Source organism: Micromonospora sp. NBC_00821 (genome assembly GCF_036347035.1).
GTDB lineage: Bacteria > Actinomycetota > Actinomycetes > Mycobacteriales > Micromonosporaceae > Micromonospora > Micromonospora hortensis.
This window is the reverse complement of the sequence record NZ_CP108880.1, coordinates 4307406-4326231: the sequence shown is the minus strand read 5'-3', so window position 1 is coordinate 4326231 and position 18826 is coordinate 4307406. Positions and strand designations below refer to the sequence as shown.

At 71.4% G+C, this 18826-nt stretch carries 16 protein-coding genes; 7 read left to right on the top strand and 9 right to left on the bottom strand.

What is annotated here, in order from left to right:
* The first annotated feature begins 23 nt into the window (after positions 1-23).
* Positions 24-980 (top strand): LysR family transcriptional regulator, encoded by a 957-nt coding sequence (locus OHB44_RS19815; RefSeq protein ID WP_238682577.1) that lies wholly within the window; start codon positions 24-26, stop codon positions 978-980.
* On the opposite strand, the gene OHB44_RS19810 is transcribed toward OHB44_RS19815, so the two are convergent.
* The 8 genes from OHB44_RS19810 to OHB44_RS19775 are packed head-to-tail and all read right to left on the bottom strand — an operon-like array spanning position 905 to position 9117.
* On the bottom strand, positions 905-2143 hold the full coding sequence (locus OHB44_RS19810) for a vWA domain-containing protein (protein WP_330437822.1): 1239 nt from the start codon (positions 2141-2143) through the stop codon (positions 905-907). The two genes, OHB44_RS19815 and OHB44_RS19810, sit on opposite strands and share 76 nt — an antisense overlap.
* Positions 2140-2988 (bottom strand): SRPBCC domain-containing protein, encoded by an 849-nt coding sequence (locus OHB44_RS19805; RefSeq protein ID WP_330437821.1) that lies wholly within the window; start codon positions 2986-2988, stop codon positions 2140-2142. The genes OHB44_RS19810 and OHB44_RS19805 overlap by 4 nt, the downstream gene beginning before the upstream one ends.
* On the bottom strand, positions 2985-3854 hold the full coding sequence (locus OHB44_RS19800) for an AAA family ATPase (RefSeq protein ID WP_330437820.1): 870 nt from the start codon (positions 3852-3854) through the stop codon (positions 2985-2987). The genes OHB44_RS19805 and OHB44_RS19800 overlap by 4 nt, the downstream gene beginning before the upstream one ends.
* Positions 3851-4426, bottom strand: coding sequence for a nucleotidyltransferase family protein (locus tag OHB44_RS19795; RefSeq protein ID WP_238682573.1), 576 nt, complete (start codon positions 4424-4426; stop codon positions 3851-3853). Before OHB44_RS19795 ends, OHB44_RS19800 begins: the two co-directional genes overlap by 4 nt.
* A gap of 3 nt (positions 4427-4429) precedes the next feature.
* On the bottom strand, positions 4430-5296 hold the full coding sequence (locus tag OHB44_RS19790) for an XdhC family protein (RefSeq protein ID WP_330437819.1): 867 nt from the start codon (positions 5294-5296) through the stop codon (positions 4430-4432).
* A gap of 10 nt (positions 5297-5306) precedes the next feature.
* Complete coding sequence (locus OHB44_RS19785) at positions 5307-7697, bottom strand: aerobic carbon-monoxide dehydrogenase large subunit (protein WP_112605598.1); 2391 nt, start codon at positions 7695-7697, stop codon at positions 5307-5309.
* Entirely contained in the window at positions 7694-8242 is a 549-nt protein-coding gene (locus OHB44_RS19780; RefSeq protein WP_330437818.1) for a (2Fe-2S)-binding protein, read from the bottom strand. Before OHB44_RS19780 ends, OHB44_RS19785 begins: the two co-directional genes overlap by 4 nt.
* Positions 8243-8244: 2 nt before the next feature.
* Complete coding sequence (locus tag OHB44_RS19775) at positions 8245-9117, bottom strand: FAD binding domain-containing protein (protein ID WP_238676957.1); 873 nt, start codon at positions 9115-9117, stop codon at positions 8245-8247.
* Between the two features lie 118 nt (positions 9118-9235).
* Between OHB44_RS19775 and OHB44_RS19770 the strand changes: the two genes are divergently transcribed.
* From OHB44_RS19770 to OHB44_RS19755, 4 genes are all read left to right on the top strand, one after another.
* Positions 9236-10309 (top strand): XdhC family protein, encoded by a 1074-nt coding sequence (locus OHB44_RS19770; protein WP_238682570.1) that lies wholly within the window; start codon positions 9236-9238, stop codon positions 10307-10309.
* Positions 10310-10349: 40 nt separating this feature from the next.
* Complete coding sequence (locus OHB44_RS19765; protein ID WP_330437817.1) at positions 10350-10769, top strand: ASCH domain-containing protein; 420 nt, start codon at positions 10350-10352, stop codon at positions 10767-10769.
* Positions 10770-10839: 70 nt separating this feature from the next.
* The gene (locus tag OHB44_RS19760) at positions 10840-11604 is read left to right on the top strand and encodes an ABC transporter ATP-binding protein (RefSeq protein WP_330437816.1); all 765 of its coding nucleotides are present in this window, start codon (positions 10840-10842) and stop codon (positions 11602-11604) included.
* Positions 11601-13463 (top strand): hypothetical protein, encoded by a 1863-nt coding sequence (locus OHB44_RS19755; protein WP_330437815.1) that lies wholly within the window; start codon positions 11601-11603, stop codon positions 13461-13463. The genes OHB44_RS19760 and OHB44_RS19755 overlap by 4 nt, the downstream gene beginning before the upstream one ends.
* Positions 13464-13490: 27 nt before the next feature.
* Here the strand turns inward: OHB44_RS19755 and OHB44_RS19750 are convergent, their stop codons facing one another.
* Entirely contained in the window at positions 13491-14489 is a 999-nt protein-coding gene (locus OHB44_RS19750) for a hypothetical protein (protein WP_266302211.1), read from the bottom strand.
* 116 nt (positions 14490-14605) lie between these two features.
* Between OHB44_RS19750 and OHB44_RS19745 the strand changes: the two genes are divergently transcribed.
* Positions 14606-15403 (top strand): PrsW family intramembrane metalloprotease, encoded by a 798-nt coding sequence (locus OHB44_RS19745; protein WP_238682565.1) that lies wholly within the window; start codon positions 14606-14608, stop codon positions 15401-15403.
* Between the two features lie 146 nt (positions 15404-15549).
* Positions 15550-18825 carry a formate dehydrogenase gene (fdh, locus tag OHB44_RS19740; RefSeq protein ID WP_330437814.1) on the top strand — a complete coding sequence of 1092 codons (3276 nt, stop codon included), beginning with the start codon at positions 15550-15552 and terminating at the stop codon, positions 18823-18825.
* Position 18826 lies beyond the last annotated feature (1 nt).

Here is an 18826-nt window from a genome sequence, read left to right as displayed (position 1 = left end):
TCGCGGGGAAGAGGGTGACGCCGATGACCCCGACACAGCTGCGCGCGTACGTCGCCGTGGTCCGACTGGGCTCGGTCAAACAGGCCGCCGCGGAGCTTCGGGTCTCCGAGTCGGCGGTGTCGCTGCACATCGCCCAACTGCGCAAGGAATTCGGCGACAAGCTCTTCGCCCGGACGGCCGCCGGCCTCGCGTTCACCCCGGGAGGGCTGCGGCTTGCCAGTCGCGCGGCGGAACTGCTGGGCCTGCAGGACCGCACCATGCTGGAGGTCAGCGCCGCGACGCGCGGCCGACGGATGCTGCGGGTCGCGGCGTCGAGCCTGTTCGCCGAGTTCGCCGCGCCGGGGCTGCTCGAACTCTTCGCGAAGCGGGCCGCCGACCTCGACGTCGAGCTGAGCGTGCGCAACCCGGGATCGTTCGGGTCGCTGTTGTTGACCCGCGCCGCGGACATCGCGATCGGGCCGCAGCCGTCGGTCGTCGACAGTGCCATCGGCTGCCGGCCGGTGATGAACTACCGGCTCGTGATCGCCGTCGGCGCGGAGCATCCACTGGCCGGCCTGGCGGCGTCGCCGGGGCAGCTGCGGGAGCAGACCTGGCTGCTCGGGCCGTCGGCCGCCACCGAGTGGGGCGCGGTCCCGGCGCTGCTGCGCCGGCTGGCCGTGCCGGACGATCGGCAGCAGATCTTCCAGAGCCACGCGGCCGCGCTGGGGGAGGCCAAGCGGGGCAGGGGGGTGGCACCGGCCCTCGCGTTCACCGTCGCACCGGACATCCGTCAGGGCCAGCTCGGGCAGGTGGTGGGGCCGCACGCGACGATGGAGGCGGTGTGGCATGCGCAGGTGCTCGCCACCCCGGGTGCGATGTCGGCCGCCGAGGAGCTGTCGCGCTTCGCGTCGACGCCGAGGGCGATTCAGGCGATGATGCGCGGCGCGGGCGTCAGCGTCGGCCACTTCCGGCCGTCGGTGCACGTGACGCTCTGGAGCTGACGGGCGACGACCAGCAGGTCCTGGAAGGTGCCGGCCGGCAGCATCCGGTCGCAGTAGGGGAGTGCGGCGGCCATCCCGCCGACGCGGGGGGCGAAGCCGGGTGCGCCGGCGCGGGGATTCAACCAGACGATCCGGTACGCGCGGCGGCTCAGCCGGGCCATCACCGCTGCCAGGTCGGCGGGCGGATCGCTGTCCCAACCGTCCGACCCGATCACCACCACCGCCCCACGTACGGCCTCCGCGTGGTGGGAGGTGAGCAGGGCACGCAGGTTCGTGGCGATCCGGGTACCCCCGTACCGGTCGGTCACGGCGGCGCTGGCCTGCCCGACCGCCTCGGCCGCCGAGGTGTGCCGGAGCACCACTGTGAGCCGGGTCAGCGTCGTGGCGAACGCGAACACCTCCGCGTCGGCGACCACAGCGAACGCCCGCATCAGATGCAGGTACGCCGTCGCCTGCGCCCGCATCGACTCGCTGACGTCACAGAGCAACACGACCCGGCGTGGCCGCCGTACCGGGCGCGCGCGGACGACCTCGACGGGCTCCCAGCCGGTACGCCGGGCTCGGGCGATGGTGGCCCGCAACGCGATCCGGGCACCGGACGAGCCGACGGTGTGCCGCCGGGTGCGTCGGGTCGGCCAGTCGGCGACGGCCGCGCGCAGGGCGTCGCCGAGCTGCGTGACCTGTGCGGCGTCGAGTTCGTCGAACGGACGGTCGGCGAGCCCGGTGTGGGCGCTGGGGCGCCGCTCGGGCAGTCGCAGCTCGGTGTCGTGTTCCGGTGTCTCGGCGACCGTCGGCGGCAGTGTCGCCCACGGCAGCCCGCCGCCCGGCCCCGCGTCGTCGGTGTCGGCCGGCACCCGGACGTACACGTCGTCGGGCCCGTCGGCCGGGGGTGCGGACCGCTGCGGTCGGGGCAACGGTGGAGGGTCCGCGAAGATCGCCGCGAAGACCCGGTCGAACGCGGGGACGTCGGTGTGCCGTCGCACCAGGCTGATCCGGGCGGTCCAGTAGAGCGACGACATCGAGTCGGGTGGGCTGGCGGCGAGCGCCCGGACGAAGTCGTCGACGGTGGTCAGCCCGGCCGGAATGCCGGCTCGGCGCAGGCGCCCGGCCAGCGCCACAGCGAACGCGGCCCGGTCGACGCCGCGCAGCACGCCCTTGCTCACCGGCGCGCGACCAGCCAGGCGATCACCGCGCCGACCGCGACCAGACCGACGAGCACCGGTACGAGGCGCTTGGTGACCGACCCGCCGGCGATGCTGAGCAGGTCGAGCGCCTCCGGCTCGGCGGTCGGCGCGACACGTACGGCATCGCCCGACGGCCCGACGGCCGACGGCGGCGAACCTGGCCCTGGCGGAACCGGCGACGACCCGGCGGGTGACGACACGACCGTTGACGGCTCGACGGGTGAGGCTGCCACGGCGGCGGTGCTGGGCGTGGTCGCGACCGCCGTGGCGGACGCGGCCGGAGTTGGCTCGGGCGGCGCGGTGGACGCCGCAGGGGTGGGCTCGGGCAGCGCTGCGGATACGGCCGCCACAGGTTCGGCGTCGGAATGCGGCACCGGCGGTTCGGCGGCGAGCTTGGCCTCCAGATTGGCGACGAACTGGGCCAGCAACTTGCCCGACACCTCCTTGATCATGCCGCTGCCGAACTGGGCCAGCCTGCCGGAGATCTTCAGATCGGTGTCCACACTGACCACCGTCCGGTCGCCGTCCGGCCGCAGGTGCGCGGTGACCAGCGCGGACGCCGTACCGGCCGAGCGGGCGTCCCGGCCCTTCGCGTCGATCACCCCGCGGTACGCGGCGTCGTCCTTCTCGACGAACCGGGCGGTGCCCGCGAACTCCGAGACGACCGGTCCGACCTTGACCCGCACCCGGCCCTGGTAGACGTCGCCGTCGACGTCGGTCAGCTGGGCGCCCGGCAGGCACGGCGCGAGCCCTTCCAGGTCGGTGAGCACCGCCCAGGCCCGTTCGATCGGGACGGTGACCGCGAACTCGTTGGTGATCTTCATGGCGGACTCTCCTGGTAGGCGCCGAGCGCGGCGGCGACCACGGCGCGGTCGTCGGGGGTCTTGGCGATGGTGCCGATGGTCTGGACGACACCGTCGGCGGCCAGATCGGTGACGCCCAGCACGGACAGCGCGCCCACCCAGTCGATGGTCTCCGCCATCCCGGGCGCCTTCTCCAACTCCCGGTGGCGTACGCCGCCGATGAACTGCACGGCCGTCTGGATCAGCGGCTCGGTCGCGCCCGGTACGGCCCGGCGGACGATCTCCACTGCGCGGGCCGGTTCGGGGAAGTCGATCCAGTGGTACAGGCAGCGGCGGCGCAGCGCGTCGTGCAACTCCCGGCTGCGGTTGGAGGTGAGCACGACGACCGGTGGCGTGCGGGCGGTGAAGGTGCCGAGTTCGGGGATCGTGATGCCGGCCTCGCCGAGGAACTCGAACAGCAGCGCCTCGAACTCGTCGTCGGCCCGGTCGATCTCGTCGATCAGCAGCACCGGCGGGACCGGCCCGCCGTGGCGTACGGCCCGCAGGATCGGCCGTTCCTGGAGGTACTCGGCGCTGAACAGGTCCGCGTCGGTGAGCCGGGTGTGGTGCGCCTCGGCGAGTCGGATCGCCAGCAGTTGCCGCTGGTAGTTCCACTCGTAGAGCGCCTCGCCAGCGGTGAGCCCCTCGTAGCACTGCAACCGGATCAGCGGTGTCTCCAGCGCGCGGGCCAACGCCTTCGCGGCGGCGGTCTTGCCGACCCCCGGCTCGCCCTCCAGCAGCAGGGGTCGTCCGAGGCGCAAGGCCAGGAAGAGGGCCATCGCCATGCCGTCGTCGACGAGGTAGTCGACGGCGTCGAGGCGGTGGCGGACGGCCTCGGCGTCCTTCATGCCCCGCCCGCCAGCAGGCGCTCGTAGTCGGCCCGGGTGTCCACGTCGATCGGCACCGGCCCGTCGACTGTCACCTCGGTCACCGGGTGGCGCCCGGAGTGCAGGAGCTTCCAGACGGCCTTGTCGCCGTGCAGGTCGTACAACTCGGGCAGCACCTCGCGGCCGAAGCGGAAGGGATGACCCAGGCCGTCCGCGTACCGGCAGACGGCCAGCGGGGTGCCCGCCGCGGCGACCCGGCGGACGTCCTCGGCGCGGACGCCGGGCTGGTCGCCGAGGAGCAGCACGAGCGCGTCGGCGCGGGGGTCCACCGCCCGGGCGGCGGTGCGCACCGACGACCCGCAGCCGGTGCTGAACGCCGGGTTCTGCACGACCTGGCACCCGGTCAGGTCCACCCGGTCGCGGATGTCGCCCGCCGCGCCGCCGAGGGTGACGAGCAACTGGTCGAAGCCGCACGAGCGGGCCAGGTCGAGTGTGGCGTCGAGCAGCGTCCGCCCCCGGTACGGGAGCAGTTGCTTGGCCTCACCGAACCGCGCCGACGCTCCCGCGGCGAGCACCACGCCGGTCAGGAACACCTGTCACGCCGCCGAGTAACTCGCGAGGCAACCGGCGCAGCAGAACCAGAAGTCCTGCCCGCCGACGCGCGCGTGCGGCGTCTCCGCCCCGACCAGCACTGTCATTCCGCACACCGGGTCGACGGCCTGCTGCGGTCGGGCGGCCGGCGCGCCGGAGGCCGCGGCCAACCCGTCCACCCGGATGGCCCGGACCACCTCACCCATGATCGCAAGGGCGATCTCCGCTGGTGTTCGTGCGCCGATCTCCAGCCCGGCCGGGGTGTGGACGCGGGCGCGTTCCGCGTCGGTGAGGCCCAGCTCGTCGAGCAGGGCCTCACCGCGTCTGCCGCTGGCGACCACCGCGATGAACCCGACGCCGGCGTCGAGCGCGGCCCGGATCGCCTCCGGCTCGCCAGTGCCCAACCCGGCCACCACCACTGCGGTGCAGCCGGTGCTGTCGTCGGCGGCGACGACGTCGAAGTCGAGGAACCCGGCCAGGGTCGCCACGGCGGCGCTGATCGGGGTGTCGCCGACCACGCGCAGCGCCGGGGCCGGCAGCATCGGCCGGAGGAACACCTCGATCGCCCCACCGGAGTGGCACGGGTTCACCACCACCCGCGCCCCCGGCGTGTCCGGGAACGGGGTCGCGCCCTCCGGCAGCACCCGCAGTAGCAGGGCGGTGCCGTCGCGCAGGGTGTCGAGGGCGGCGGCCCGCACCGAACTCTCCGCGCACACCCCACCCACGAAGCCCTCGATCGAGCCGTCCGACCGGATCACCGCGTCGTCGCCCGGCCGGGCCGACGTCGGATCCTGCGCGCGCACCACTGTGGCGTGGACGAACGGCTCCCGGATGTCGGTCAGCTCCCGGGCGCGTTCGGCGATGGTGGTCATCCTCGGCTCCTCAGATCGGCGGCCGGGCCTGGCCGCGCATCGCGTCCCAGACCCGCGACGGCGTCAGTGGCATGTCGGCGTGGCGGACGCCGAAGGGCTTCAGGGCGTCGATGACCGCGTTGACGATCGCGGGCGGCGACCCCACTGTGGCTGACTCGCCCACGCCCTTCGCGCCGATCGGGTGGTGCGGCGACGGCGTGACGGTGAAGCCGGTCTCCCAGTCGGGCACTTCGAGCGACGTCGGGATCAGGTAGTCCATCAGGGACGCGCCGAGGCAGTTACCGTCCTCGTCGAACGCGATCATCTCCATCAGGGCCATGCCGACCCCGTCGGTCAACCCGCCGTGCACCTGCCCCTCGATGATCATCGGGTTGATCCGGGTGCCGCAGTCGTCGACAGCGATGAACCGTCGGACCGTCACCTGCGCGGTGCCCGGGTCGATGTCCACCACGCAGATGTACGCGCCGTGTGGGTAGGTCAGGTTCGACGGGTTGTAGCAGATCTGCGCCTCCAGGCCACCCTCGATGCCCTCGGGCAGGTCGCCCGCGCCGTGCGCGCGCAGGGCGATGTCCTGGATCGTGACGGACCGGCCCGGGTCACCGGCGACGTGGAACGCGCCCTTCTCCCACTCCAAGTCGGCGACCGACACCTCGAGCATTCCCGAGGCGATGATCCGGGCCTTGTCGCGGACCTTGCGGGCCACCAGGGCCGCTGCGGCGCCCGAGACGGGCGTCGACCGGCTGCCGTACGTGCCGAGGCCGAACGGGGTGTTGTCGGTGTCGCCGTGCAGCACCTCGATGTCCGCCGGGGGGATCCCGATCTCCTCGGCGACGATCTGCGCGAACGTCGTCTCGTGCCCCTGCCCCTGTGACTGCACGCTGAGGCGTACCACTGCCTTTCCGGTCGGGTGGACGCGCAGCTCGCAGCCGTCGGCCATGCCCAGCCCGAGAATGTCCATGTCCTTGCGCGGCCCGGCGCCGACGGCCTCGGTGAAGAACGCGATGCCGATGCCCATCAGCTCGCCCCGGGCCCGCTTCTCGGCCTGCTCGCGGCGCAACTCGTCGTAGCCGGCCATCTCCATCGCCAGCCGCATCGTCGGCTCGTAGTTGCCCGAGTCGTACACCCAGCCGGTCTTCGTCGTGTACGGGAACTGCTCCGGTTGGATGAAGTTCTTCAGGCGCAGCTCGGCAGGGTCCATGCCGAGTTCGTCGGCGAGGCAGTCGACGATCCGCTCGACCAGGTAGACCGCCTCGGTGATCCGGAACGAGCAGGCGTACGCGACGCCGCCGGGCGCCTTGTTGGTGTAGACCGCCGTCATCTTGCAGTAGGCGGCCTCGATGTCGTAGCTGCCGGTGAAGACCCCGAAGAAACCGGCCGGGTACTTCACCGGGGCGGCGGTGCCGTTGAACGCGCCGTGGTCGGCCAGCACGTTGGTGCGGATGCCGAGGATCCGGCCGTCGCGGGTCGCCGCGATCTCCCCGCGCATGATGTAGTCGCGGGCGAAACCGGTGCTGATCAGGTTCTCCGAGCGGTCCTCCATCCACTTCACCGGCTTGCCGGTGACGATCGAGGCGACGATCGCGCAGACGTACCCGGGGTAGATCGGCACCTTGTTGCCGAACCCGCCGCCGATGTCCGGCGAGATCACCTGGATCTTGTGCTCGGGCAGGCCCGCCACGATGGCGTAGAGGGTGCGGTGCGCGTGCGGGGCCTGGGTGGTCGACCAGAGTCGCAGCTTGCCGTCGACAGCGTCGTAGTCGGCGACCGCCCCGCACGTCTCCATCGGCGCCGGGTGTACCCGGGGGTAGACGAGATCCTGGCTGACCACGACGTCCGCGCGGGCGAAGACCGCCTCGGTGGCCGCCTCGTCGCCGGTCTCCCAGTCGAAGCAGTGGTTGTTCGTCTTGCCGTCCAGATCGTCGCGGATCAGCGGTGCGTCCGACTCCAACGCCCGGCGCGCGTCGATCACCGGGTCGAGGACGTCGTACTCGACGTCGATCAGCTCCAGCGCGTCACGTGCCGCGTACCGGTCCTCGGCGACGACGAAGGCCACCTCCTGGCCCTGGAAACGCACCTTGTCGGTGGCGAGCACTGCCTGTACGTCGTTGGAGAGCGTCGGCATCCAGGCCAGGTTCTGCTGCGCCAGCATCGCCCCGGTCACCACCGCCTTCACCCCCGGCGACGCTTCGGCGGCGCTCGTGTCGATGCTGACGATCCGGGCGTGTGCCACCGGCGACCGGAGGATCGCGAGATGCAGCATGCCGGGCAGTTGGACGTCGTCGACGTACCGGCCGCGCCCCCGCAGGAAGCGCGGGTCCTCCTTGCGCAGCATCCGGCCGTACCCGACGGGCTTCTGGTCGTTGTCGTGGAAGGTGTCCACGCGCTCGTGCACGGTGGTCATGCGACGGCCTCCGCGGGTTGGCCGGCGTTGTCGATCTCGCCGGCCTCGGTCGATTCGGTGGTCTCGGTGACCTGGGCGGCGGCCTGCGCCTCGGCCACGGCGGCCCAGCGGACCGAACGCACGATGGTGGCGTAACCAGTGCACCGGCAGATCTGACCCGAGATCGCCTCCCGGATCTCCGTCTCGCTCGGGTCGGGGTTGCGGTCGAGCAGCGCCCGCGCGGTCATCATCATTCCCGGGGTGCAGAAACCGCACTGCAGACCGTGGCACTGCATGAACCCCTGCTGGATCGGGTTCAGCTCGGCGCCCTTGGCAAGGCCCTCGACGGTACGCACCTGGTGGCCGCCGGCCATCGCCGCGAGCACCGTGCACGACTTCACCGGCTCGCCGTCGAGCCAGACCACGCAGGTGCCGCAGTTGCTGGTGTCGCAGCCCCAGTGCGTGCCGGTCAGACCCAGCACATCGCGCAGGAAGTGCACCAGCAGCAGCCGGGCCTCGATCTCCCGGGTGACCTCGACGTCGTTGACGGTCATGGTGACCTGCATGCTCAGCTCCTCGCCCGTTCGACGGCCCGGCGCAGGGTCCGCCGGGTCAGCTCGGCGGCCAGATGCCGCTTGTAGTCCGCGCTGCCGCGCTGGTCGGTCACCGGGTCGCAGCTGTCCGCCGCGATCGCCCCGGCCTGCTCGTAGAGGCTCTCCGACGGTTCCTGCCCGCGCAGCGCCGCTGAGATCGCCGGGATGCCAGTGGTGTTGGGGCCGACCGCCGCGAGCCCGACCCGGGCGTCGACGATCGCGCCGCCGTCGAGCCACACCGCAGCGCCGGCCGACACCACGGCCCAGTCGCCGGCCCGGCGCTCGACCTTGGCGTACGCGCTGCCGCAGCCGGGCCGTACCGGTAGTCGGATCTCGACCAGGATCTCGTCGTCAGCGACTGCCGTCTCGTACGGCCCGACGTGGAACTCCTCCATGGACACGACCCGCTCCGCGCCGCCCGGACCACGGATCACGCACCGCGCGTCGAGTGTCGTGCAGACCGCCGACAGATCCTCGGACGGGTCGGCCTGGCACAGCGAGCCGCCCAGCGTGCCCCTGTTGCGCACCACCGGGTCGGCGATCACCCGTTCGGCGTCGGCGAAGATCGGAAACGCCGCCGCCAGCACTGGTGATTCGAGGAGTTCCCGATGCCGGGTCAGCGCACCGATGCGGACCTCGTCGGGGCCCGCCTCGACGTAACCCAACTCGCCGTGCAGGTCGTTGATGTCGATCAGATAGTCGAAGTTGGCCAGCCGGAGCTTCATCATCGGCAACAGGCTGTGCCCGCCGGCGATCAGGCGGGCAGTCCCGCCCAGCCGCTCCAGCAGGCTGATCGCATGGTCCACACTGGTGGCTCGCTCGTACTCGAACGGTGCCGGCACCTGCATGTCGCACCTCCGCAGTCCGGCAAAATCTCTGCCCGGCGGTGGTCAAAGTCAACGGCGACCTAAGCAACTGCTTAGGTCGCCGTTGACGGTGCCGCCGGGGCTCGCGGATCGTGCGGCCATGCGGGACATCGTCGACGGGCTGGCCGGCTGGCGTGCCGAGGGCGTCGCGTTCGCCGTCGCGACGGTCGCGCGGACCTGGCAGTCCGCGCCCCGGCAACCCGGGGCGGCGATGGCCGTGTCGGCGCACGGCGACGTGGTGGGCAGCATCTCCGGCGGCTGCGTCGAGGGCGCTGTCTACGAACTCTGCCGGACCGCGATCCAGACCGGCACGGCGCACACCCAGACCTTCGGCGTGAGCGACGACGACGCGTTGGACGTCGGGCTGACCTGTGGCGGCACCATCCAGGTCCTGGTGCAACCGAGCGTCGCGATGGCCGAGTTCGACGAGGTCCTCGCCGCGATCCGCGACGGCCGCCCGGTCGCCACCGCATCGGTCGAGAACGCCCAACTGGTGATCTGGCCCGATCGGGTCGCGGGCAGCCTCGGCGCACCCGACCTGGACGACGCGGCGGCCCGGCAGGCGACCGGGATGCTCGCCCTCGGCGTCACCGGCACTATCCACCTGGGCCGGCAGGGGCAGCAGCGCGGCGACGAGGTGGCCGTGTTCGTCCAGTCGTACGTGCCACCACCCCGGATGATCATCTTCGGTGCGATCGACTTCGCCGCCGCGATGGCCCGGATCGGCACGTTCCTCGGCTACCACGTCACTGTCTGCGACGCCCGCCCGCTGTTCGCCACCCGTGCGCGTTTCCCGGACGTCGACGATCTCGTCGTGCGCTGGCCGCACGCGTACCTGGAGTCGACGACAGTCGACGACCGTACTGTGCTCTGCGTCCTGACCCACGACCCCAAGTTCGACGTGCCGCTGCTCCAGGTCGCCCTCGCCACGCCCGCCCGCTACATCGGCGCGATGGGCAGCCGGCGTGCCCACGACGATCGGATGCGCCGGTTGCGCGAGGCGGGTGTCCCGGAGAGCGCGCTGGCCCGGCTCTGCTCACCCATCGGGCTCGACCTGGGCGCGCGGACACCGGAGGAGACGGCCGTGGCGATCGCCGCCGAGATCACCGCCCAGACCTGGGGCGGTACGGGTCGCCCGCTCAGCGACCTGGCGACCCCGATCCACCACAGCTGACCCGACGTGAACCCTCCGATCATCCGGGTACTCTCCGCGGATGGACCTCGATGATCTTCCGCTTGCCGAGTTCGCGTTTCCGGGGCCACTGCGGGACAAGCTCGTGGGCGCGATCCTGTCCGGGGCGAAGACGTCGACGAGCGGCCTGCTGGTCGGGTACGAGTGCGCGAACGAGCCGCTGCCCGAGGTGGGTCAGGTCTCCGCAGTGGTGGACTCCGCCGGCCGCCGGGTCGCGGCCATCGAGCTGACCGACGTGCGGGTGGTCCGGCTCGCCGACGTCGACCTGCCACACGCCCTGGCCGAGGGGGAGGGCGACGAGTCGGTGGCGCAGTGGCGTGCGGGGCACGAGGCGTTCTGGCACAGTGCCGAGGTGCGCGCCGAGCTGGGCGACCCCGACTTCACAGTCGACGACGACACCCTGGTGGTGACGGAGCGCTTCCGACTGGTGCACCTCGCCTGAGCGGCCTCGCCCACTGTGGACCGCTGGGCAGCGGGCCACGCCGTCTGGCAAGGTCACCTATGCTCGGCGCGTGATCCCCCCGGCACTCGAGATCCGTGGCCTGGTCAAGACCTTCGCGGCGCATCGCGCGGTGGACGGCATCGATCTGACCGTGCACCCCGGCACCTTCCACGGCATCGTCGGGCCCAACGGCGCCGGCAAGTCCACCACCATCGGGATGGCCGTCGGTCTGGTCACCCCGGACTCCGGGCAGATCCGGATCCTCGGCCACGACGCGCTGCGCGACCGCCGCCAGACCCGCGCGCTGACCGGCGTGCTGCCGGACGGCCTCGACTTCCCCGAACGCCTCACCGGCGCCGAACTGCTGCGCTACAGCGCCGGCCTGCGCGGGCTGCCCCGGGCCACGGCCACCGACCGTGCCACCGAACTGATCGACGTGCTCGGCCTGGCCAAGGGCGCCGGCACCCCGCTGGCCGACTGCTCCACCGGCACCCGCAAGAAGCTCGGCCTCGCCCAGGCGCTGCTGCACGCGCCCCGGCTGCTCGTGCTCGACGAACCCTTCGAGGCGGTCGACCCGGTCTCCGCGGCCACCATCCGCCAGGTGCTGCGCCGGTTCGTGGCCGGCGGCGGCACCTGCGTGCTGTCCACCCACTCGATGCTGCTCGTCGAGCAGATGTGCGACGAGGTCACAGTGATCCATCAGGGTCGGGTGGTCGCCGCCGGGTCGGTCGCCGAGGTCGCCGCCGGCAGCAGCCTGGAGGACCGGTTCGTCGAGTTGGTCGGCGCCGAAGCCTCCGGCAGCGCCGGCCTGGACTGGCTGACCGGGGCACGATGAGCACGCAACTGACCGCCCCCGGCCGGCTGGGCGGCACCTTCGGCGCGATCGCTGTGCCGGCCCGGATGCGCGCCACGATGCTGCGCCGCTCGCTGCGCGAGCACCCCGGCCCCACTGTCGCCGGCCTGGTCGGTCTGCTCGCCGCCGCCTGGTTGATCCGGTACGCGCTCCGCGGCGACCAGCACACCCTCGGCCTGCTCGCCGGGGCCTGGGTTCTCGGCTGGATCGTGTTGCCTCTGCTGCTCGGCGGCGGGCGCGGCCGGGTCCGGCCGGCTCACCTGCGGTTGGAGCCGATCGGCGGGGTCCCGGCCGCGATCGGTCTGCTCGCCGCGTCGGCGATCGGCGTCGGCCCGGCCGTCTCGCTGGTGGCACTCGCCGCGCTGCCGGTGCACGCCGCCCGGTACGGCACCCTCGCGGTCCTCGTCACCGCCGGGGGCGCGGTGCTGCTCTGGCTGCTCGGGCTGATCGGCTCGGCCATCGCGCTGGAGGTCGTCGGCCACGCCGGCGGTCCGGCCGGGGCGCTGCTCACCGGCGTCTTCACCGGCACGGCGATGGGAGTCGCCGGGTCGCTGTGGGCGGTCTTCCCGTGGGTGTCGGTAGTGCTCGTGGCAGCGCCGCAGGAGGTGGTCCGGGCCATGGCGTACGTGCCGAGCGCCTGGCCGGTCGCCGCCGTGACCGGGCCAACCGGGCAAGCGGTAGGCAGGATGGCGGGCCTGGTCGTCATCGTGGCGCTCTGCGCCGCCGCGTACATCATGCTCGTCCGACGGGTGATCGCCGCCGGCTCGCCGTTCCGGCCGCGCCGGACCGCGTCGGCGTCACCGGCCGCGGCTGAACGCGAGTGGCTGGGGTGGGTGCCGGCCGCGACGCGGGCGGTCGTCGGCCGTGAGCTGCGCGCCTGGACGCGGCATCCGCTGCGGTTGCAGTATCTGGCGTTCGCTGTGGTGTACGGGGCGCTGCTCGCCGGACTGCCGCTGCTGTCCGACGTGGACTTGCTGCTGCCGTGGGCCGGGCCACTCGCCGTGCTCGGCGCGGCGGCGATGTCCGCCGGGTTGGTCGGGCTGGACGGCACCGCGTTGTGGCTGCCGCTCACCACGCCGGGCGGCGAACGGGCCGAGGTCCGGGGCAGGGCCCTGGCGTGGCTGGTGCTGGTCACCCCGATCGGTGTGCTGCTCGCCGTCGCCGGTGTCCTCCTCGCGCCCGACGTCGACCCGCTGGCCGCGCTCTGTACTCTGCCGGCCCTGCTCGGCGCGGGCGCGTCGGTGCCGGTGTGGGTGTCGCTGCTGCGCGTACGCCCGGTGGCCGACCCGCGGCATCCGACCGCGGCCGACAACCCGACCGACATCGTCAGCGTGCTGGTCGCCATCGCGGCTGGGCTGCTCGCCGCCGCGCCGGTGCTCGCCCTGGTGGTCTGGGGTCCGCCGGAAGCGGCACCGCTGCTGCCGCTGGTCGGCCTGCTCGGAGGCGCCTCAGCCTGGTGGGGTGGCCTGTGGCTGGCCGACGAGCGGCTCGCCCGCCGTGGCACGGCGGTGCTCGCCGCGGCCGGTCAGCGGAGCCGGCCCCCGGAGACGGTGCTCCCGCTGACCTGGGACGTGCAGTGGTATCGGGAGAACACGTCGACCGCGTGGGCGCTGGGGTTGCTGACAGTCGGATGGATCCCGGTGATCCCGCAGGGGTTGATGCCGCTGGCGTTCGGGATAGACAGCGGGTGGATCGTGGCGGGCCACCTCGATGGGGGCGCGCGTACGACGGTGGGGTTGGCCATGGTCGGGCTGGGCGTCGCGATGCTGCTCACCGGCCTGGTGCTGTGGGATCGCCGACCGCAACCCGGCGGCGCTGCCCAACCTGCTCCCCCCGGGTGACGGTCCCGCGTACGCGGGGTCGCCCGCCTACAGCAGCGCGAGTTGGCCCTCGACCTCATCTGTGTGTGGCTCCCGGAGTTGCCAGAGCCGGACCACTCCGAGGCGGGCGTCGTGCGTCAACCACCGTCCCTGTCCGCCCGCGGACCGGATCGAGTTCTGGGGCATGTCGATGCCGTAATCCATCACGGTCTGCGGGCGCAGCGTGCGGGTGGAGAGTAGAAGATGTTGCTCGGCGTCGCCCTGATCGGTCGCGACGCCGACCATGACCCAGTCGTCGGATACGACCGCCGCGGCCTCGTGAATCCGGTAGTCGTCGGAGTCGCCGAACCCCGGGATGTCGTCGAAGTGGCGCTCGACCCGCACGCTGTCATCGGCGACCTCGCGTACCGACATCCGGCCGCTGCCGTGCGGCATGGAGAGAAAGAAGACCCCACTGGCGTTCAGGTCGGCCAGGCAGCCGTTCAGGGTCTGCACGACGACCTGCTTCCTGTCGACTGCCGTCAACCAATGGCTGAGGCAGGTCTCCGGGCCCACCGCGATGTGCACCCCGACGCGTCCCTGATCGGCGTGCGGGACGACAGTGGCTGCACCCTCGATGGTCTGGAGTGGATGATGCCGGCCGACTTCCGAACCGCCTGCGGAGTCCCATGCGACGACATGGTCACCGGAACCGTCGGGCACGAACAGCCAGACAAGGCCGTCACCGGCCAGGTGACAGTGTGGTTGTGGCCATCCGGTCGACAGTGCTGCACCGTGCTCGGCCGACCACTGAACGCGGCCGTCGGCACTGCGGACCTGCATCTCACGTAGCCCCACCAGCGCGAACCGCGACCGGTCCGGTGCCACGCCGACAGCCAGGATCGGATCCGCGTCGGGGCTCACCACGTCCCACGCGAGCGCGACGGTCAGATCCGGGTCCAACACCCGCAGCGAGTGACGGTCCCAGACCAGCGTCCCCGCGCCGGCCACCCACTCGACGAAGCTCGACGGCGTCACGACCGTTTCGGCGATCAGTAACGGGCGCACGGCGTGAGCCTACGCACCACGAGGAGCAGAGCGTTGGGTGGTCGCCCTGAGTGGAGTCGTCAGGATCTCCGCGCCGTGGCTGGTCTTCGTAACCTTGGTCCGCCAGACTGCGCGGTATGGGTGATCGTTGGCGCCGTTGGGCGTGGGTCGGGGTGCTCGGCATCGGGCTGATCCTTTATCTGGCGGTGCTGCGGACCCTCGTCAGCACCAAGAATCCGAACTTCGTACCGGCGTTGATCCTGCTCGGGGCGACGTTGGTGCCGTTGACCTTCCTGACGTTCGCGCAGGCCCGGACCGGGCGGTGGCAGGTGCCGGCGTCGGTGTTGGTGACATCGGCGTTCTTCGGCGGTGTGATCGGCACTGTGGTCGCCGGCACCCTGGAGTACGACACCCTGCGCGGCCTCGGCACCCTGCCGATGGTGTTCGTCGCGTTGATCGAGGAGTCGGCGAAGCTGATCGTCCCGGTGGTGCTGCTGTTCACGGTGGTGGCCCAGCGTCGTCGCCGGGTGCCCTCCGACGGGCTGATCATCGGCATCGCCGCCGGCATGGGGTTCGCCGCGCTGGAGACGATGGGCTACGCCTTCAGCGCGCTGCTGAGTTCGCAGGGCAACATCGGCGCGGTGGAGCAGACGCTCTTCATCCGGGGCCTGACGGCGCCCGCCGGCCACACCGCCTGGACCGGGCTGACCGCCGGTGCGCTCTGGGCGTTGCTGGCGAGTCCGAGCGTCGCTCGGCTCTTCGGGTTCATCGGCACGTTCGTGGGTGTCGTCGTTCTGCACACCCTCTGGGACACGTTCTCCGGTTCGCTGGTCTTCGTCGTGTTGGCGATCATCAGCATCGGCTGGTTGTTCTGGGAGCTGCGCCGCTACCGGACCTTCGGCGACCAGCACATCGGCCAGCTGCAACCGCACTGATCAGAGTCGTACTCCATGCCTCTCCCGGCCCGCACCAAAAGGGCTGGGGGAGGCTTGACTGTTCGTGATCCCGCTGCGACCGGGCCGGCACCTCATCTAACGTCAGAGTGTTCATATTTGGCGGGATTGGTCGGGAAGGTGCGGCGATGGGGGTGCGCAGCTGGTTCGAGGGTTGGCCGGTCTATCGCCAGCTCACCGGCACGGACCCGCTGGGCCGGGGTGCGGCGGCGAAGTCCGACGGGTCCCGCGCGCTCACCGCCCGCACCGATACCGCCGATTCGGTGGCTCGTTCGGTCTGCCCGTACTGCGCTGTTGGGTGTGGTCAGCGGGTGTTCGTGAAGGACGGGCAGGTCAGTCAGATCGAGGGTGATCCGGACAGCCCGATCTCGCGGGGTCGGCTCTGTCCGAAGGGTTCGGCGAGCAAGAGCCTGGTGACCAGTCCGCTGCGGCAGACCACGGTCCGCTACCGCCGGCCGTACGGCACCGAGTGGGAGGACCTCGACCTCGACACGGCGTTGAACATGATCGCCGACCGGGTCCTGGCCGCCCGGGACGAGACCTGGGAGGACGTCGACGCCGAGGGTCGACCGCTCAACCGGACGCTGGGTATCTCCAGTCTGGGTGGGGCGACGCTGGACAACGAGGAGAACTACCTCATCAAGAAGTTGTTCACCGCGATGGGGGCGCTCCAGATCGAGAACCAGGCCCGTATTTGACACTCCTCCACCGTCCCCGGTCTGGGGACCAGCTTCGGTCGTGGCGGCGCCACCCAGTACCAGCAGGACCTGTCGAACTCCGACGTCATCGTCATCCAGGGTTCGAACATGGCCGAGGCGCACCCGGTGGGCTTCCAGTGGGTGATGGAGGCCAAGCGTCGGGGCGCGAAGGTCTTCCACGTCGACCCGCGGTTCACCCGAACGAGCGCGCTGGCTGACTCGTACCTGCCGATCCGGGCGGGCACCGACATCGCGCTGCTCGGCGGGGTGGTGCGCTACATCCTCGACAACGAGCTGGACTTCCGGGAGTACGTCGTCGCCTACACCAACGCCGCGACCATCGTGACCGAGGAGTACGCCGACACCGAGGACATGCACGGCCTCTTCTCCGGCTTCAACGACGACAACGCCACCTACGACCAGGCCAGTTGGCGGTACGAGGGTCACTCGCAGAACCAGACGACCCGCGACAGCGAGACACAGCGGGAGACGGCGGCCGGGCTGGAGAACGAGTCACACGGCGCGCCCGTCGGCGGCGAGACCGAACGGGACGAGACGTTGCAGCACCCGCGCTGCGTCTACCAGATCCTCAAGCGGCACTTCGCCCGCTACTCACCGGAGATGGTGGAACGGGTCTGCGGCATTCCGCAGGAGAAGTTCTTCGAACTGGCCCGTGCGTGGACGGAGAACTCCGGCCGGGACCGGACGGGCATGCTCGTCTACTCGGTGGGTTGGACGCAGCACAGCGTCGGCGTGCAGTACATCCGGACCGGCGCGATCATCCAGCTCCTGCTGGGCAACGTGGGCCGCCCGGGTGGCGGGGTGATGGCCCTGCGCGGGCACGCCAGCATCCAGGGGTCCACCGACATCCCGACGCTGTTCAACCTGCTTCCGGGTTACCTGCCGATGCCGCACCACGCCAATCACCCGACCCTGGACGAGTGGGTGGACAGCATCGCGCACCCCGGGCAGAAGGGCTTCTGGGGCAACGCCCGCACCTACGGCGTCAACCTGCTCAAGGCGTACTGGGGCGACGCGGCCACCGCCGACAACGACTACTGCTACGGGTACATGCCGCGGATGACCGGCGATCACGGCACCTACCAGCAGGTGCTCGACATGATCGACGGCAAGATCAAGGGCTATTTCCTGCTCGGGCAGAACCCGGCGGTCGGTTCGGCGCACGGCCGGGCGCAGCGGCTCGGCATGGCCAACCTCGACTGGTTGGTCGTCCGCGACCTGTTCATGATCGAGAGCGCGACGTTCTGGCAGAACGCGCCGGAGATCGAGACCGGCGAGATCGCACCCGAGCGGTGCCGCACCGAGGTGTTCTTCCTACCGGCCGCCTCCCACGTGGAGAAGGAGGGCACCTTCACCCAGACGCAGCGGCTGTTGCAGTGGCGGGAGAAGGCCGTCGAGCCGCCAGGCGACGCCCGCTCCGAGCTGTGGTTCTTCTACCACCTCGGCCGTGTCATCCGGGAACGGCTGGCGACGTCGACGAAGCCGCGCGACCGTGCGCTGCTCGACCTCGCCTGGGACTACCCCACGCACGGTCCGCACGCGGAGCCGAGCGCCGAGGCGGTGCTGCGCGAGATCAACGGGTACGACGTGGCGACCGGCCGGCCGCTGGCGTCGTTCACCGAGATGAAGGACGACGGCTCCACGGTCGGCGGTTGCTGGATCTACACCGGGGTGTACGCGGACGGCGTCAACCAGGCGGCCCGCCGCAAACCCGGCTCGGAGCAGTCGTTGGTGGCACCGGAGTGGGGTTGGGCGTGGCCGGCGAACCGGCGCATCCTCTACAACCGTGCCTCCGCCGACCCGGACGGCAACCCGTGGAGTGAGCGCAAACGCTACGTCTGGTGGGACGCGGACAAGAGCGAGTGGACCGGCTACGACGTTCCGGACTTCGAGAAGACCAAACCGCCGTCCTACCGACCGGCGCACGACGCCTCGGGTGTGGCGGGAATTGCCGGCGACGACCCGTTCATCCTTCAGGGCGACGGCAAAGGCTGGCTGTACGCGCCGACCGGCGTGCTCGACGGACCGATGCCCACCCACTACGAGCCGGTCGAGTCGCCGATACGCAACCCGCTCTACCGACAGCAGGCCAACCCGACCCGCAAGGTCTACACCCACCCGATCAACACACTCAACCCGAGCCCGCCGCAGGAGCACAGCCAGGTGTTCCCGTACGTGTTCACTGTCAGCCGGCTCACCGAGCACCACACCGCCGGTGGGATGAGCCGGACGGTGTCACCGCTGGCCGAGCTGCAGCCCGAGATGTTCGTCGAGGTGTCGCCGGAGTTGGCCGCCGAACGTGGTCTCACCCATCTGGGTTGGGCGCACCTGGTCACCAGCCGGGCGGCGGTCGAGGCGAAGGTGCTGGTGACCGACCGCGTGACGCCGCTGCGAGTGGATGGCCGGATCATCCACCAGGTCTGGCTGCCGTACCACTTCGGCTACGAGGGCCTGGTGACCGGCGACTCGGCCAACGACCTGTTCGGCATCACCCTCGACCCCAACGTCCTGATCCAGGAGAGCAAGGTCGGCACGTGCGACGTCCGACCGGGACGACGCCCCAGAGGACAGGACCTGGTGGACCTCGTCGTCGACTACCGGCGGCGGTCGGGGAACCTCGTCCACCGGTATCCGCCGATGGTCACGACCGACGTCGCCGACAGCAGCAGCGACCAGGAGGCCTGAC